Annotated in this window: 13 protein-coding genes and 1 pseudogene; 10 read left to right on the forward strand and 4 right to left on the reverse strand. The window is 59.6% G+C overall.

Features of this window, described 5'->3' with window-relative positions:
* Positions 1-68: 68 nt before the first annotated feature.
* Together AC1RPZ_RS13840 and AC1RPZ_RS13845 are read right to left on the reverse strand one after the other, a co-directional pair.
* Complete coding sequence (locus AC1RPZ_RS13840; protein ID WP_493137601.1) at positions 69-842, reverse strand: molybdopterin-dependent oxidoreductase; 774 nt, start codon at positions 840-842, stop codon at positions 69-71.
* Between the two features lie 3 nt (positions 843-845).
* Complete coding sequence (locus AC1RPZ_RS13845) at positions 846-1,439, reverse strand: cytochrome b/b6 domain-containing protein (protein ID WP_493137602.1); 594 nt, start codon at positions 1,437-1,439, stop codon at positions 846-848.
* 312 nt (positions 1,440-1,751) lie between these two features.
* Here AC1RPZ_RS13845 and AC1RPZ_RS13850 point away from each other — a divergent pair, with 312 nt between their 5' ends.
* From AC1RPZ_RS13850 to AC1RPZ_RS13875, 6 genes are all read left to right on the forward strand, one after another.
* A complete protein-coding gene (locus AC1RPZ_RS13850) occupies positions 1,752-2,027 on the forward strand; it encodes a metal/formaldehyde-sensitive transcriptional repressor (protein WP_461981654.1) in 276 nt (91 codons plus the stop codon).
* An 8-nt stretch (positions 2,028-2,035) separates the two neighbouring features.
* Entirely contained in the window at positions 2,036-3,175 is a 1,140-nt protein-coding gene (locus AC1RPZ_RS13855; protein WP_493137603.1) for a nickel/cobalt efflux protein RcnA, read from the forward strand.
* A 175-nt stretch (positions 3,176-3,350) separates the two neighbouring features.
* Positions 3,351-3,692, forward strand: a complete 342-nt coding sequence (locus tag AC1RPZ_RS13860; RefSeq protein WP_493137604.1) for a hypothetical protein — start codon at positions 3,351-3,353, stop codon at positions 3,690-3,692.
* A gap of 99 nt (positions 3,693-3,791) precedes the next feature.
* Positions 3,792-5,048: a TolC family protein gene (locus AC1RPZ_RS13865; protein ID WP_493137605.1), complete on the forward strand. Its 1,257-nt coding sequence runs from the start codon at positions 3,792-3,794 to the stop codon at positions 5,046-5,048.
* Complete coding sequence (locus AC1RPZ_RS13870) at positions 5,045-6,295, forward strand: efflux RND transporter periplasmic adaptor subunit (protein WP_493137606.1); 1,251 nt, start codon at positions 5,045-5,047, stop codon at positions 6,293-6,295. The genes AC1RPZ_RS13865 and AC1RPZ_RS13870 overlap by 4 nt, the downstream gene beginning before the upstream one ends.
* The gene (locus AC1RPZ_RS13875) at positions 6,292-9,417 is read left to right on the forward strand and encodes an efflux RND transporter permease subunit (RefSeq protein ID WP_493137607.1); all 3,126 of its coding nucleotides are present in this window, start codon (positions 6,292-6,294) and stop codon (positions 9,415-9,417) included. The genes AC1RPZ_RS13870 and AC1RPZ_RS13875 overlap by 4 nt, the downstream gene beginning before the upstream one ends.
* A gap of 28 nt (positions 9,418-9,445) precedes the next feature.
* Here AC1RPZ_RS13875 and AC1RPZ_RS13880 read toward each other — a convergent pair whose 3' ends face one another.
* On the reverse strand, positions 9,446-10,318 hold the full coding sequence (locus AC1RPZ_RS13880) for an alpha/beta fold hydrolase (RefSeq protein ID WP_493137608.1): 873 nt from the start codon (positions 10,316-10,318) through the stop codon (positions 9,446-9,448).
* Between the two features lie 316 nt (positions 10,319-10,634).
* Positions 10,635-11,015, reverse strand: a pseudogene (locus AC1RPZ_RS13885) (sugar phosphate isomerase/epimerase); the annotation flags it as partial.
* A 232-nt stretch (positions 11,016-11,247) separates the two neighbouring features.
* Here AC1RPZ_RS13885 and dapA point away from each other — a divergent pair.
* Genes dapA through pdxA form a run of 4 tightly spaced genes read left to right on the forward strand, consistent with a single transcriptional unit; the run spans position 11,248 to position 15,610 of the window.
* Positions 11,248-12,129, forward strand: coding sequence for a 4-hydroxy-tetrahydrodipicolinate synthase (gene dapA / locus AC1RPZ_RS13890; RefSeq protein ID WP_493137609.1), 882 nt, complete (start codon positions 11,248-11,250; stop codon positions 12,127-12,129).
* A gap of 10 nt (positions 12,130-12,139) precedes the next feature.
* Positions 12,140-13,309 (forward strand): iron-containing alcohol dehydrogenase, encoded by a 1,170-nt coding sequence (locus AC1RPZ_RS13895; protein ID WP_493137610.1) that lies wholly within the window; start codon positions 12,140-12,142, stop codon positions 13,307-13,309.
* 11 nt (positions 13,310-13,320) lie between these two features.
* Entirely contained in the window at positions 13,321-14,604 is a 1,284-nt protein-coding gene (locus tag AC1RPZ_RS13900; RefSeq protein ID WP_493137611.1) for a four-carbon acid sugar kinase family protein, read from the forward strand.
* Complete coding sequence (gene pdxA / locus AC1RPZ_RS13905) at positions 14,597-15,610, forward strand: 4-hydroxythreonine-4-phosphate dehydrogenase PdxA (protein ID WP_493137612.1); 1,014 nt, start codon at positions 14,597-14,599, stop codon at positions 15,608-15,610. Before AC1RPZ_RS13900 ends, pdxA begins: the two co-directional genes overlap by 8 nt.
* The last annotated feature ends 53 nt before the right edge of the window (positions 15,611-15,663 follow it).

Consider the following 15,663-nt stretch of genomic DNA (forward strand, 5'->3'; position numbering starts at 1 on the left):
GTCACTCTTCCTGTGTAATTCGCGTTAACGACAGCCGCAACGCGCCGTTTTTCAGGACAACCAATCGCTCAACTGCCACTGAACCAGTTGTAACCCTGATCCTCCCAATAGCCACCGGGGTAATCATTGCTAACAAATATCTCCACAACATGTTTGGGGTTCTTGAAACCCAGCTTGGTTGGCATACGCAGTCGCAGGGGGTAACCGTATTCCGGCGGCAATACCTGATCGTCATAGCTCAGGGTGAGCAGCGTCTGCGCGTGAAGCGCCGTGGGCATATCGATGCTGGTGTAATAGTCATCAGCGCATTTGAGCCCCACATATCTGGCACTGGTATCGGCCCCCACACGCTGCAGAAAGGTCGAAAAAGTCACCCCACCCCACTTGCCGATGGCGCTCCAGCCCTCCACGCAAATCAGCCGCGTGACCTGACTGGTCTGCGGTAACTGGTTCAACTCGGCAAGGGTCCAGCTGTGTTTATCCTGGACCAGACCGCCAACCGCGAGTTTGAAACCGGCACCGTCGATGTTCGGAATGCTGTTGCGCTCGTAGTAGGCGTTAAAGGGAAACGGGCGTGTCATCATCGACTCGGGGTAGGTCGGTGCCAGCCTGCTCGGATCGAATAGTGCCGCCTGCACCTTATCGTTGAAGCTCGAGACCATTTTCAACATGGACTCCACGGAGTCACTGTCATCCAGGCGACAGCCCGTCAGCAAGGCAATCCCCCCCAGTGTCCAGGCATGGCGAAGAAACTGTCTGCGTGCGGGTAGATCAAGTTCCTGCGCCACCGATTTAATGATGGCGGGGTCGGCTATCCCGTCCTTTCCAATTTTTCTATTCATGAGTCAGTGCCCACGCAGCATGGCAATCAGGGTACGTGGCACGAGGGCCACCATCACCAGATGCACCACGGTAAAAGCGACCAGCAGGGCCATGCAGACAAAATGCACGATGCGCGCTGAGTCATAACCACCCATCAACTCCCTCAGCAAAGGAAACTGCACTGACTTCCAGATCACCAGTCCCGACAGTACGAGCACAATGAGATCGAACACGACAAACAGGTAGGCGAGCTTTTGCAGGGTGTTGTAGTGCCGCAAGTCCGCATGGGCGAGCTTGCCTCTGAGGGCCGCCAGGAAATCATGAAAGACCTCGCTGGGACGGATGGGGAAAAATTTGTAGACGATGCGGCCGGAGAAGATATTGAACAGAAGGTAAACAATGCCGTTGATGAACAGTATCCACATCGCCGCAAAGTGCCAAAGCAGTGCCCCCGCCAACCAACCACCCAGGGTGATACCGGCAGGAATCTGGAAGGAAAAAATCGGCGAGGCGTTATAGATACGCCAGCCGCTCATCACCAGGATGAGCACCGCGATGACGTTGATCCAGTGGGTTAGCCGAAGCCAGATCGGGTGAATAGTTTGGGAGCGATTCATATGCCCTACCCTGCCGGTACAGTACCGGCGAATCCCCCCGGCCACCACGACGTGTGCTGACTCAATCCCCCATTGCAGATGGGCCACTCCAGCGGAGTCGCAAACAACGTCGACCCTACCGACGTATCTACCAAGACTAGCATCGGTTTATAGACGACGTTTTTACATTATTCGTCCTGGCGCTTTGCGCAAAGGTTCGGCGGTTTTTGGATGCTCCGACTCACACCCTCCTTCCCAAGATCGAATGATTGGCTTGCGAGTGCCTTGAATCTGGGTGAACATGCGCACCATTATAGGTAGGGGGGGTATGGTATGTCGCATGTTCATGGGCAAAAAGACGACCTGTTGAAGCGTGTTCGGCGTATCGCCGGGCAGGTTCAGGCGATAGAACGAGCGTTGGAGTCAGATGCCGACTGCGCTAAAACGCTGCATCTTGTCGCGGCGACACGCGGGGCAATGAACGGCCTGATGGATGAAATTATCGAAGCTCACGCTCACGCACATGTCGCCAACCCTGAGCTGAGCGATGAAGAACGCGCCAAAGGCGTCGAAGAGTTGCTCGAAGCCATCCGTCGCTATTCGAAATAGGTCCTCTCATGCCAAATTTTGCAGAACTGCTTCAACAGGGCGGCTCCCACGCGTGGCTGTATTTCCCCAGCGCGATACTGCTGGGCGCGTTGCACGGGCTGGAGCCCGGCCATTCAAAGACCATGATGGCGGCGTTCATCATCGCCATTCGCGGATCGGTGAAACAGGCGGTGCTGCTGGGCCTGGCCGCAACGCTCTCGCACACAGCGGTGGTGTGGTTGATTGCCATCGGCGGCATGTACCTGGGCAAAGGCCTTGACGCTCAAACCACTGAACCTTACTTCCAGCTCGCATCCTCCGCACTGATCATTCTGATTGCACTCTGGATGCTCTGGCGTACCTGGCGCGGCGAGCAGATGTTCAAGTTCGAGCAAGAGGATGATCACCACCACGGCGAGCATGACCATGGTCATCACGATGAAACCCATCGAATCGACACTGGCCATGGCCGCATCGAACTGTCGATCTTTGAAGAAGGCATGCCCCCCCACTGGCGCCTGAAAGCGTTGAGCGGACATGCCTGGCCCGCTTCAGACGTTCGCCTGATGACTACCCGTCCAGACGGCAGCACCCAAGCGTTCTCATTTGTCGAGCGTGAAGGCTTCCTGGAGTCGACCGTCGACATTCCTGAGCCTCATGAATTCAGTGCGCGCCTGAGTCTTGGGCATGCGGGCCATTCCCATGATTACGACCTGGATTACCAGGAGCATGATCACGGGCATGCGCATTCCGAGCTGGAAGGCCTGGAGTTGTCGATTGACGGTTATCAGGATGCGCACGAACGAGCGCATGCCAATGATATTCGCAAGCGCTTCACCAACCGGGAAGTCACCACGGGCCAGGTCGTCATGTTCGGTTTGACGGGCGGTTTGATCCCTTGCCCTGCCGCCATTACCGTTCTGCTGCTCTGCCTTCAGGTTAAAGAGGTCGCGCTGGGGGGCATGCTCGTTCTGTGCTTCAGCATCGGTTTGGCGCTCACCCTGGTCGCTGTGGGTGTGGCTGCGGCCATTGGTGCCAAACAAGCCTCCAACCGCTGGCCGTGGCTGGGTACCGTGGCTCGTCGCGCACCGTACCTTTCCAGTGTGCTGATCATCGGTGTCGGACTCTATGTGGGCGTCCATGGCTGGATCGGCTTGAGTGCCGCATAGGTTCGACCTGGAGCGTTGACAGAGCTGGAATCAGCTCAACAGAAGCTTCTATTTTGTGCCGGTAATGCTGGCTTAATTCAGGTTCGGTGTTATCGCCTGAGTTAGGCCTTTCGGCATTCCGCTTATGGCACGCGTCGAATTGTAAGAGCCATTTTCAACGACTACACTCCGGCCCATGAAACGCTACCTGCGGTTTTTCCTCATCTTCATGATTAGCCTGGCGCTTCCCCTCAGCGGGATGGCGGGCGTTCAGGCACCGACAGAACCGTGCCCAATGAAGACCATGGGCATGGCGACGATGGATGATATGGGGCAAGACTGTTGCCACGACATGAAAAGCCCCACCGAGCACGGTAAACCCTGCAAGCCGGGTCAGGAATGCAAAACCGGCGGCATGCTGCAAGTCTCGATCATCAAGCCTCCTGTTACCTTGTTCAGCCCTGTTGTACCTTCCTTCTCCAGCGATTTCCTGCCCGTACAAACCCCTTCAGGGGTATGGCGACCGCCTCGCGTCTGATTCCTGTTCAACACTGAGTCCCATCGCACATTGATGCGATGGCCTATCTGCGCGCCTGTCTGAAGAGACGCGCAGTGATTCATCACAGGAATCGTGTAGATGAACTTCCTACGTTATTGCGCAGGCTGGCCCCTCATGGCCGGCCTGACAGCAGGCGTTCTGGCATTGCCGAGCCTGGCCGCGCCCCTGACACTCGATGAAGCCTTGCGGCTGGCCGAAAACAATGCCCCCTCGCTAACGGCTCAGGCGGCCAAACTGCAAGCCGCCAGCAGTGCTGCCATTCCAGCCGGCGAACTACCTGACCCGAAGTTAAAGCTCGGCGTGCAGAACTATCCCATTGGTGGCCCCGATCGCTGGAGCATCAACCAGGACTTCATGACCATGCAGATGGTTGGGGTCATGCAGGAAATGCCCAACAGTGAAAAGCGCAAAGCACGCATCGAGGTTGCCGATGCAGCCGTTGACCGAGCAGCAGCCGAAAGTCGTATCGAACGCCTGAACGTTCGCCAGGCCACGGCATTGGCCTGGATCAGCAGCTATTCGATCGAGCGTAAAGAGGCGCTGTTTGAGGATTTTTACAAAGAGAATCGTCTGTTGACCGATACCGTGCGGGCACAGATCGCCGGTGGACGTGCCCAGCCTGCCGATGCGGTAACGCCCAAGCAGGAAGCGGCTCAATTGGCGGATCAACAAGACGACCTGGTCCGCCTGCGCACTCAAGCCAGAGCGGCACTCAAGCGCTGGATTGGCCCGGCCGCCAATGACCCGCCAACCGGCAGTTTGCCGCAATGGCCCATCGAGACCTCAGGCTACCTCCACACGCTGCAACATCACCCCGCACTGGCGGCCTTCGAGCCGATGACCCGCGAGGCGCAAGCCAAAGTCCGTGAAGCGGAGGCAGAAAAGCAGTCCGACTGGAGTTGGGAACTCGATTACCAACACCGTGACCGTCAGTTCGGTGACATGGTCAGCGTGCAGTTCTCGTTCGACCTGCCACTGTTTCCCGACTCCCGACAAAATCCAAAAATCGCCGCCAAACACGCCGAACTCAATCAGTTGGAGGCTGAGCGTGAAGATAGGGTGCGCGAACATACCCAGCAATTGGAGGAGAGTCTGGCCGACTACGAACGTCTGAATCGGGCCGTGCGCCGCAGCCAGGAAAGTCAGGTGCCCCTGGCCAAGGAAAAGGTCGGGCTGACCATGGCCAGCTACCGCGCCGGTAAAGGTGACCTGGCGTCAGTCATCGCTGCCCGACGTGAACTCATCGAGGCTCGCCTCAAACAGATCGACGTCGAAGAACAGCGAGCCCTGACCAACGCGCGCTTGTATTTCAATTATGGGGAAACCAGCCAATGAGCACTCGAATCTGGAAAGGGGCTTTGTTGACCGGTTTGTCGGTCGCCCTGGGTATTGTCGGCGGTTACTGGTTCGCTCAGCAGCGCATGAGCACAACGCCGGGGGCAGCGGCCGAACAAAGTCCCACTCTGCAAGGCGAACGCAAGGCCCTGTATTGGTACGATCCGATGTACCCACAGCAAAAGTTCGATAAACCGGGCAAGTCGCCCTTCATGGACATGCAACTGGTGCCGCAATACGCCGACGCGGCAACCAACAGCGCGGCCATCAGCATTGACCCCAGCCTGACCCAGAATCTCGGCCTGCGGCTGGCGACAGTGACCCGTGGCGTCCTCACCTCCAGACTGGACGTGGTCGGCGTGCTGGCGTTCAACGAACGGGATGTCGCCGTGATCCAGGCCCGTACCGCCGGTTTTGTCGAGCGGGTTTATGCCCGTGCTCCCGGCGACGTGCTCAAGGCCAATGCTCCATTGGCGGATATCCTGGTGCCGGAGTGGGCCGCGGCCCAGGAGGAGTTCCTCGCACTTAAACGTAACGGCGATGCCGAGCTGCTGTCGGCGGCACGCCAACGGTTGCGCCTCACGGGGATGCCAGCGGCGCTGATTGCCCAGGTCGAACGCAGTGGCAAAGTCCAGTCGAACCTGACCCTCACCAGCCCCATCAGTGGTGTGCTGCAAGAGCTGGGGGTCCGTACCGGAATGACTGTGGCGGCCGGCGAGGCGCTGGCACGCGTCAATGGCTTGAGTAGCGTCTGGCTGGCGGTGGCCGTTCCAGAGTCGCAGATGGGATCGATCGTCGTCGGGCAAACGGTAGAAGCACGTCTTCCAGCCTTCCCGGGGACGGTGCTCAATGGCACGATCAGTGCGATCCTGCCCGAAACGAATAGGGACAGCCGCACCATTCGCGTGCGAGTCGAACTGCCCAACCCTGACGGGCGTCTCAGACCCGGATTGACGGCGCAGGTGAGCCTGAATCACACGACCGGGCAAAGTGTGTTGTGGGTGCCAAGCGAGGCAGTCATCCGCACTGGCCGACGCACGCTGGTGATGCTCGCCGAAGACGCGGGTCGCTACCGTCCGGTAGAGGTGCAACTCGGGCAGGAAAACGAAGGCAAGACGGCAGTATTGAATGGCGTGCAAGAAGGTCAACAGGTGGTCAGCTCGGGACAGTTTCTGCTCGACTCCGAGGCTAGCCTCAAGGGCATCGTCGCCAGTGAGCCTCTGGAAAAGCCAGGGGAACAGCCATGATAGCCGCCCTGATTCGCTGGTCAGTGGCCAACCGCTTCCTGGTCCTGCTGGCGACACTCTTCGTCACGGCCTGGGGCATCTGGTCGGTTCAGAGCACCCCCATTGATGCGCTGCCGGACCTCTCCGATGTTCAGGTGATCATCCGCACCCCCTACCCGGGACAAGCACCGCAAATCGTCGAGAACCAGGTGACCTACCCATTGGCCACCACCATGCTCTCGGTACCGGGGGCCAAAACCGTACGTGGCTATTCCTTTTTCGGCGACAGCTTCGTGTACGTGCTGTTCGAAGACGGCACCGATATGTATTGGGCTCGCTCGCGAGTGTTGGAGTATCTGAGCCAGATACAAAGCCGCCTGCCCGCCAGCGCCAAACCGGCCTTGGGACCCGATGCCACGGGGGTGGGCTGGATTTATCAGTACGCCCTGGTGGATCGCACCGGAGGACATGATCTGGCGCAATTGCGCGCTCTTCAGGACTGGTTTCTCAAATTTGAACTGAAGACCCTGCCCAATGTGGCGGAAGTGGCCACCGTGGGCGGCATGGTCAAGCAGTATCAGGTGCAACTCGATCCGCTCAAGCTGGCTAGCCAGGGCATCACCCAGGCACAGGTGACCGAGGCGATTGGCAAGGCCAACCAGGAAACCGGTGGTGCGGTGCTGGAGATGGCGGAGACTGAATTCATGGTCCGCGCTTCCGGTTACCTGAAGACACTGAATGACTTTCGTGCGATCCCGCTGAAGCTCGGTGCTGGTGGTGTACCGGTGACCCTTGGCGATGTGGCAACGATCCAGCTGGGGCCGGAGATGCGTCGCGGCATCAGCGAACTGGACGGTGAAGGTGAGACCGTCGGTGGCGTGGTGATTCTGCGCAGTGGCAAGAACGCCCGCGAGACCATCGCAGCCGTCAAGACCAAGCTCGACGAGTTGAAGAAAAGCCTGCCAGCCGGGGTGGAAATCGTCACCACCTACGATCGCAGCAAGTTGATCGACCGTGCCGTGGAAAACCTCAGCCACAAGCTGCTCGAAGAGTTCATCGTCGTCGCTTTGGTCTGCGGGATATTCCTCTGGCATCTGCGCTCATCCCTGGTGGCTATTATTTCGCTGCCGGTTGGGGTGTTGATTGCCTTCATCGTCATGCGCTACCAAGGGATCAACGCCAACATCATGTCCCTGGGCGGGATCGCTATCGCCATCGGCGCCATGGTCGATGCCGCCGTGGTAATGATCGAAAACGCCCACAAGAAAGTCGAGGCCTGGCACAAGGCCCATCCAGGGGAAGAACTGAAGGGCGAACATCACTGGCACGTGATGACCGAAGCGGCGGCCGAAGTCGGGCCGGCGTTGTTCTTCTGTTTGTTGATCATCACCCTGTCGTTCATTCCGGTGTTCACCCTGGAGGCTCAAGAGGGCCGCCTGTTTGGTCCCCTCGCCTTCACCAAAACCTACGCCATGGCGGCGGCAGCCGGATTGTCAGTGACCCTGGTACCGGTGCTGATGGGCTATTGGATTCGCGGGCGGATTCCCAATGAGGAGCAGAACCCGCTGAACCGTTGGTTGATCAAAATCTATCAACCGGCCCTGGACGCGGTGCTGCGTCGGCCCAAAATCACCCTGCTGGTCGCGCTACTGGTCTTTCTCAGCGCGATCTGGCCGATGTCTCGCTTGGGGGGGGAATTTCTTCCGCCGCTGGACGAAGGTGACCTGCTCTACATGCCTTCGGCGCTGCCAGGATTGTCGGCGCAGAAAGCGGCGCAATTGCTGCAACAGACCGACCGTCTGATCAAGACAGTACCCGAAGTCGACCACGTCTTCGGTAAAGCGGGTCGCGCCGAAACCGCCACCGACCCGGCACCGTTGGAGATGTTCGAGACCACCATTCAATTCAAGCCGCGTGAGCAGTGGCGCCCCGGAATGACTCAGGAAAAACTGGTGGAGGAACTTGACCGAGTGGTCCGCGTGCCTGGGCTTACCAACATCTGGATACCACCGATCCGCAATCGCATCGACATGCTCGCCACCGGGATCAAGAGCCCGATAGGGGTAAAAATTGCCGGCACCCACCTGATGGAGATCGATGCGGCGACTCAAGCCGTCGAGCGCGTGGCCAAGAAGGTGCCCGGTGTCAGTTCGGCCCTGGCCGAACGTCTGACCGGTGGCCGCTATATCGATGTCGATATCGACCGCCAGGCAGCCGCCCGCTACGGACTGAACATCGCTGATGTGCAATCGATCGTGGCCGGCGCTATCGGCGGTGAAAACATCGGGGAAACGATTGAAGGGCTCGCCCGCTTCCCGATCAACGTGCGTTACCCCCGTGAGTGGCGTGACTCGCTCGGCGCCTTGGAGCAGTTGCCGATCTACACCCCACTGGGGAGCCAGATCACTCTCGGTACGGTGGCGAAGATCAAGGTCAGTGAAGGCCCTCCGATGCTCAAGAGCGAGAACGCCCGACCTTCCGGCTGGGTGTATATCGACGTGCGTGGCCGGGATATTGCGTCCGTGGTCGCCGACCTGCGCCGGGTCGTCAGTGAGCAGGTGAAGTTGCAGCCAGGCATGAGTCTGAGCTACTCGGGGCAGTTCGAATTTCTCGAAAGGGCCAACGCTCGGCTCAAACTGGTGGTGCCGGCGACTCTGTTAATCATCTTTGTACTGCTCTACCTGACCTTCGCCCGCTTCGATGAAGCCGTGTTGATCATGGCCACTCTGCCGTTCGCATTGACTGGCGGCGCATGGTTCCTCTATCTGCTGGGGTTCAACTTGTCGGTGGCCACCGGGGTCGGCTTTATCGCCCTGGCCGGTGTATCGGCCGAGTTTGGCGTGATTATGCTGCTCTACCTGAAAAACGCCTGGGCCGAACGGGAAGACCTCGGTGACAGCACCGAGCGTGGGCTGGTCGCGGCGATTCGTGAAGGCGCGGTGCAGCGCGTTCGGCCCAAGGCCATGACTGTGGCTGTCATCATCGCCGGCCTGCTACCCATCCTGTTGGGCAGTGGCACCGGCAGCGAGGTGATGAGCCGTATCGCCGCGCCTATGGTCGGCGGCATGGTCACCGCCCCCTTGCTCTCCCTGTTCGTCATCCCGGCAGCCTACCGCTTGATGCGCCGCCGACACCATCGATGACACCTTGCTCAGCCAGGGTGCCGGCCATTCAGGCCGGCACCGTGTGGGTGAAATGGGCTTGGCCCTGCGTCCTGGAAGCCGGCTGCAGAAAGTCGAGTAAGGCCTGCCGGGTGTCATGCCAGGCCGCCGGGTGTTCCATATCGAGGAAGTGGCCGGCGTTCTTGATGGTATGGAACCGGGACTGACGGGCATGACCGGCAAAAAGCTGGGCGTCCTCCACAGAGGTGTACTCATCCCATTCGCCGTTGACAAACAGCAACGGGACTTCGATGGCATCGGCACAGGCAATGTAGCAGTGGGTGTCCTGGGACAGTACCTCGTTGACGTGGAAATGCATCTGCCTGTATTCGTGTTCGGCCAGGCTGCAGACATGCCGGTAATTAAAACGTTTGAACAACGATGGCAGGTGCTTGCCGATAGTGCTGTTGATCAAGCGCCCGACATTGAGGCGATCGCAAGCCTGGAGAAAGTTCAGGCCGCTCTCAAGGTAATCGCGCATCGGCGTATTGATCCGCGCTGCAAATGAATTGATCACCGCCTTCTCGATTCGTCGCGGCCGCTGTGCCAGCGCCAGCAAGGTAGCCGCACCGCCCCAGGAAAAGGACAGCACATGGTCCACGGAAAAGTGCTCGATCAATTCCAGCAGTATTTCTGCCTCGTCCTCCTTTCGGATCGGTTGGCCATGGAGATTGTGCAGTCTCGACTGACCGGCGTAAGGCTGGTCGTAGAGAACCACATTGAATCGCGGCTGCAGGTAACGCACCGTTTGGGCAAAGGATGCGGTAGTTGCCAGCGAGCCGTTGACCAGAATGATGGTCTTGTCAGCGGCGGCGTTGAGATAGTGCTCGGTATAAACCTGGTACTTCTTGCAAATCTCGACGATGGCAGTTTTCGGCATCATGTCATTTTCTTCCCTGAACAAATTGGACTAAGCGCACAGCATGAGCGACTGCCCAGACGGCATTCATGACCAATCAGTCACTGACTGACCGGAGGTTCAGAGTTAAGCAGGGATTTTCCCGTATGCAAGAACGCCGACGAGTTATTCCGTCGAGCCGCAGCGATGACCTGATTCGCAATCCCGGATTCTCAACCCCCGATGCAGAGGCCTCGCCCGGGTTTGCTGCCATCGCATAACCCATGCACCCAGGGGGCGATGACTGTCTTTTTGATGGGCAGCTTCGAAAGCTGCCTGTCGCGACCGATCGTGCGTTAAATCAGTGCCCCTTGTGAGACCGCGCCAGACAGTCGTTCCAGATTTCGCGCATCAAATCCTTAAGCATCAACGCCTCGGCCCAGCGATCGGTGATGTCGCCTCCATCAGCCCCTGTGATGGCATAGGGTGGTGGACCGAGTTCACAGGTGAAGGACAGGCTGGCGGGCGTGTTCGGGCGGGCCAGCCAATCCTCGATCCCATAGCGCCACCAGCCCAGGAACCGCTCCAGCCAGGGTCGATGCTGGGCGAAGCTCAAGGGCACCTGGACCTGTTCGCAGTTGGCGACACGACCATGGAAACCCCAACTGTGGCGCAGGATGGTATGGATTTGCTCGTCGTCCTCGGCAGAGGCCGGCTCTGGCAGTTCACGGCCCACGACATGTTCCATTGCAGATCGTGACTGGCGAGAACGCTCGACGCTTTTAATCCTCATGGATCCTGAATGGAGGTGAGCCTCTGTCCAAGCCGCCCATAATAATGATCGATCCGATCACAATCATCATGCAATCGATCAATAAAACAAATTTATTGATTTTTTTGGTCATTGCGCTTGCGCACTATGCTCGAATCGATCACTCTCATCGTAATTACAACAAAACGAGAGAGAGATCTCCATGAAATTTCACGGCATCGTTCCCGCTTTAGTCACCCCATTTACTGCAGACCAGCGTGTAGACGAAAAGGCCTTGCGCGGCCTTATCGAAAACCTGATCGAAGCCGGTGTTCATGGCTTGTTCGTTCTGGGAACCAATGGTGAATTCTTTGCCCTGTCCAACGAAGAGAAACTCGAAATCACCCGCATCGCGATCGACGCCTCGGCAGGCCGTTTACCCGTCATGGTCGGTACTGGGGCGTTCAGTACCCGCGAAGTGATCGAAATGAACAAACGCGTCGAAGACATGGGCGCCGACGCGTTGTCCGTCATCACCCCGTACTTCAACGCCGTCAGCCAAACGGAACTGATCAAGCATTACGAGGCCATCGGCGACGCCACCTCGTTGCCGGTGATGATGTACAACATTCCGGCCAAGACCGGCATGTCGATCGGCATGGGTGCCGTCGCCACACTGTCCAAGCATCCACAAATCAAAGGCATCAAGGACAGCGCCGGCAACTTCGACAACCTGGTGCAGATGATCAAATACCGCAGTGACGACTTCGCAGTGTTCGCCGGTACGGACTCCTTGATCTACTGGAACCTGCTCGCCGGTGGCGATGGAGCAGTGGCCGCCACCGCCAACGCTGTGCCGCATGTCGTCATGTCCATCTGGAACAACTTCCAGGCCGGTCACCATGAAGCCGCCAAAGCCGCTCAGGAACTGCTGCGTCCACTGCGCGATGCCTTCGCGCTGGGCACCATGCCTTCGGTGCTGAAAAAAGCCACCGAACTGCTGAACGTGCCGGTTGGCCCCTGCCGCGCCCCGGTCGCGCCCCTCGACGCAGCGACCGTGCAGAAACTCGAAGGCCTGCTTGCCGTTTACCGCCATAACGCCTGAGGGAGCTGACATGTCCGCGATCTATCACTTCCAGACCGTCAAGAACATCATCCACGGCCCTGGCAGCCTGGAGCAGTTGGGCGACAAACTGTATCTACTGGATACCCCACTCAAACAAGTGGTTCTGGTGACTCAGCACGCCATGCACCGCCTCGGTGTCACCGCGAAGATCAAAGCGCAGTTCGCGGCGCGCGGCATTGCCGTGCATATGATTGATAACGTCGAGATCGAGCCGACGCTGGAAAACATCGAGCGGGTCTTTCGCGAGGAGGTCGCCCCTCATGCACCGGACGCGTTGATCGCCGTGGGGGGTGGCAGCGTTCTCGATGCGGCCAAACTGTTCGCGGTGATGCTGACCAACGACACCCCGCTCAAGGACCTGCTCGGGGTCGACAAGGTTGGCAACCCAGGCAAGCCGATGGTGCTGATTCCGACCACCTCGGGCACCGGCTCCGAAGTCACGCCCAACGCCATCGTCACCCTGCCTGACGAAGAGTTGAAGATCGGTGTCGTCAGCCGTCACTTGTTGCCGAGCCTGGTCATCCTCGACCCCTTGCTGACCCTGAGCCTGCCCAAGGCGATCACGGCTGCTACCGGCATGGATGCCTTCACCCATTCGCTGGAGTCGTTCATTTCCACCAAAGCCAATCCGATCAGCGACACCTTTGCCCTGGAATCCATGCGACTGATCGCCGGCAGCATCGTCGAGGCCTATCAACAGCCCGACTCGGTGCGGGCCCGTGGCGATATGTTGCTGGGTTCGATGTATGGCGGCCTGGCACTGACGGGCGCTGGCACCGCCGCAGTCCACGCCCTCGCCTATCCGCTGGGCGGCAAGTTCCATGTCACCCATGGCGTCGCCAATGCGATGCTGCTACCGCATGTCATGGCCTTCAACATGGACAGCTGCGCTGGCCGCCTCAAGCGCGCCGCCTGTGTCTGTGGCGTAGCCCTGGAGAGCGATAGCGACGAGCGTGCCGCCAGCAAACTGATCGAGCAGATCAGCGAATGGACCGCGATCCTGAACATCCCACAAAACCTGCGCGAATTCGGCGTAGCAGAAGAGCATCTGGCGGAAATGGCGGTGGCTGCATCCAGGGTGACTCGACTGATGGCCAACAATCCCAAAGCCCTCAGCCTCGACGATATCCAACAGCTTTATCGGCGCCTGCTGCCATGAGCACCAAGCCCATGCCACGCCTCCTGATCATTGCCGACGACCTTTCCGGGGCAGCCGACTGCGCCGCCGGTTTCGCCAGGCGCATGGTCACCCAGGTAACTCTCACCCAGGTAATGCAGGATGCCAGCGCAGCGTTGAGCGCTGAGGTGATCGCCCTCGACCTCGACTCTCGGCGCCTCGATCCGCGAGCGGCCGCGGCGGTCAATCGCGAAGTGCTGGCGATTGCGCAGTTGGGCAATCTGCCGCTGTACAAAAAGATCGACTCCACCCTGCGTGGCAACGTGGCGAGCGAAGTCGCCGCGTTGCAAGCCATTCGCGGCATGGCCCTGGTTGCTCCGGCGTTTCCAGCCATGGGCAGGACGACAGTCGGCGCGGTTCAACACGTCGACGGTATCTCGGTCGATCAAACGGACGTCTGGCGCAATGAGCACCTCGGCGGCACGGCCAACCTGGTGGAACTGTTGATGGCGCAAGGTCTGCGCTGTGCGTCGCTCTCGCTCAATGAAGTGCGGGACACTGCCCGATTGCACGCCTGCCTGATCATGCATCTGGACGACGGTGTGCAGGCATTGGTCTGTGATGCGCAAACCGATACCGACCTGGCGGCTATCGCCCTAGCGTCGGCGGCCCTGCATGAGCGCCTGTTCTGGGTCGGTTCCGCCGGTCTGGCACAGCATCTGCCGCAGGCATTGGGTTTTCCTGCGCCATCGCCACCGCTGAATGCTCCGATCAGCGGACCGGTGTTGACCGTGGTTGGCAGTATGTCCCGACACTCCCAGGAGCAGGCCAACTACCTGGCGGAACACAGCGATCAGCTGCGCTTCAGCCTCGCCCCCGCCACCTTGTGCGCGGGACCGGCGGCCGCCGAATGGCAATCCATCGCCGCCGCGATCGATACCGCCCTGCGGCAAGGGCGGCATGTGTTGGTCGGTCTGCAACAGGACCAGCGCGATCCCGGCCAGGCCGCACAGTTGAGCGCGGCATTGGCCCGATTGCTACAGCCAGCCCTGAGCCGAGCGGGCGCACTGATCGCCACCGGCGGCGAAACCGCCCGCGCCATTCTCGGCGCCGCCGGCATTCAGCGCCTGGTCCTTCAGGGCGACTTGGCGCCCGGTGTTGTCTTCTCCCGCGCCTCTTGGCATGGGCGTGATCTGGCCGTCGTCACCAAAGCCGGAGGCTTCGGCCAGCCGAGCAGCCTTTTCGATGCCTGGCGGCAACTTCTCGGCACCCTGCCCGGCACCCCTGACCCCATGGGCTACGCACCAACCCTAATGAAGGAAGACCACTATGTCTGAGCGTCCCGTCATCGGCATCACCATGGGCGATGCCACCGGCGTCGGTCCGGAAATCATCATGAAATGCCTGGCGCATGCCTCGCTATACGAAACCTGCCGCCCGTTGGTGATCGGCGATGCCGCTCGACTGGCAGATGCCAACCGCATCGTTGGCGGCAGCCTGAAAGTGAACAGCATTGAGCGCCCTGGCCAGGCGCGCTTTCAACACGGCATCGTCGATTGCATCGATCTGGGTCTGATCCCTGCCGATCTGCCCTACGGCAAGCTTTCTCCTATCGCCGGTGATGCCGCATTCCGCTACATCGAGCGCACTGTGCAACTCACTGAAGCCGGTGAGCTGGACGCCATTTGCACCGCACCGCTGAACAAAGAAGCGTTGCATGCCGGAGGCCATATTTTTCCCGGCCATACCGAGTTGCTCGCGCACCTGACCGGCATCGAAGAAGTCTCGATGATGCTGATGACGCCCACGCTGCGGGTGATTCATGTCACCACCCATATCGGCATCATCGATGCGATCGCCAGGATCGAGCCAGGCCTGGTGAAGCGCACGATTGAGCGCGCCCACGAAACCCTCGTACGGGCCGGAATCGACAACCCACTCATCGCGGTATGCGGCATCAACCCCCATGCCGGGGAGAACGGCTTGTTCGGCTATGGCGAGGAGGCCACCAAGATCCAGCCGGCCATCGACGAACTGCGTGCACGCGGCTGGCGCGTGGAAGGGCCTTTGCCGGCCGACACCCTGTTCTTCCGCGCCGGGCGCGGTGATTTCGATGCGGTGGTCGCGATGTATCACGATCAGGGGCACGGCCCGGTAAAAGTCATGGGCCTCGAAGCCGGGGTGAATGTAACGGTTGGCCTACCGGTGATCCGCACCTCCGTCGACCACGGCACCGCCTTCGACATTGCCGGCACAGGCATCGCCGACGAGCGCAGCCTGACCGAGGCGATGCGCCAGGCCGTGGAACTGGCCACCCATAAGCGCACCCGTACAGCGGCCTGATTACGTACGGACGCCTGAATCAGCAGAACTTCAACCATAAAAACAATATGAGG

This window comes from Pseudomonas sp. GW822-FHT02D10 (assembly GCF_058802345.1).

Bases quoted from the DNA above. Each gene is read 5' to 3' on its own strand.
- dapA (WP_493137609.1), top strand. From the start codon at position 11,248: ATGAAATTTCACGGCATCGTTCCCGCTTTAGTCACCCCATTTACTGCA.
- AC1RPZ_RS13900 (WP_493137611.1), top strand. From the start codon at position 13,321: ATGCCACGCCTCCTGATCATTGCCGACGACCTTTCCGGGGCAGCCGAC.
- AC1RPZ_RS13880 (WP_493137608.1), bottom strand. From the start codon at position 10,318: ATGATGCCGAAAACTGCCATCGTCGAGATTTGCAAGAAGTACCAGGTT.
- AC1RPZ_RS13870 (WP_493137606.1), top strand. From the start codon at position 5,045: ATGAGCACTCGAATCTGGAAAGGGGCTTTGTTGACCGGTTTGTCGGTC.
- AC1RPZ_RS13855 (WP_493137603.1), top strand. From the start codon at position 2,036: ATGCCAAATTTTGCAGAACTGCTTCAACAGGGCGGCTCCCACGCGTGG.
- AC1RPZ_RS13850 (WP_461981654.1), top strand. From the start codon at position 1,752: ATGTCGCATGTTCATGGGCAAAAAGACGACCTGTTGAAGCGTGTTCGG.
- AC1RPZ_RS13875 (WP_493137607.1), top strand. From the start codon at position 6,292: ATGATAGCCGCCCTGATTCGCTGGTCAGTGGCCAACCGCTTCCTGGTC.
- AC1RPZ_RS13860 (WP_493137604.1), top strand. From the start codon at position 3,351: ATGAAACGCTACCTGCGGTTTTTCCTCATCTTCATGATTAGCCTGGCG.
- AC1RPZ_RS13895 (WP_493137610.1), top strand. From the start codon at position 12,140: ATGTCCGCGATCTATCACTTCCAGACCGTCAAGAACATCATCCACGGC.
- AC1RPZ_RS13840 (WP_493137601.1), bottom strand. From the start codon at position 842: ATGAATAGAAAAATTGGAAAGGACGGGATAGCCGACCCCGCCATCATT.
- AC1RPZ_RS13865 (WP_493137605.1), top strand. From the start codon at position 3,792: ATGAACTTCCTACGTTATTGCGCAGGCTGGCCCCTCATGGCCGGCCTG.
- pdxA (WP_493137612.1), top strand. From the start codon at position 14,597: ATGTCTGAGCGTCCCGTCATCGGCATCACCATGGGCGATGCCACCGGC.
- AC1RPZ_RS13845 (WP_493137602.1), bottom strand. From the start codon at position 1,439: ATGAATCGCTCCCAAACTATTCACCCGATCTGGCTTCGGCTAACCCAC.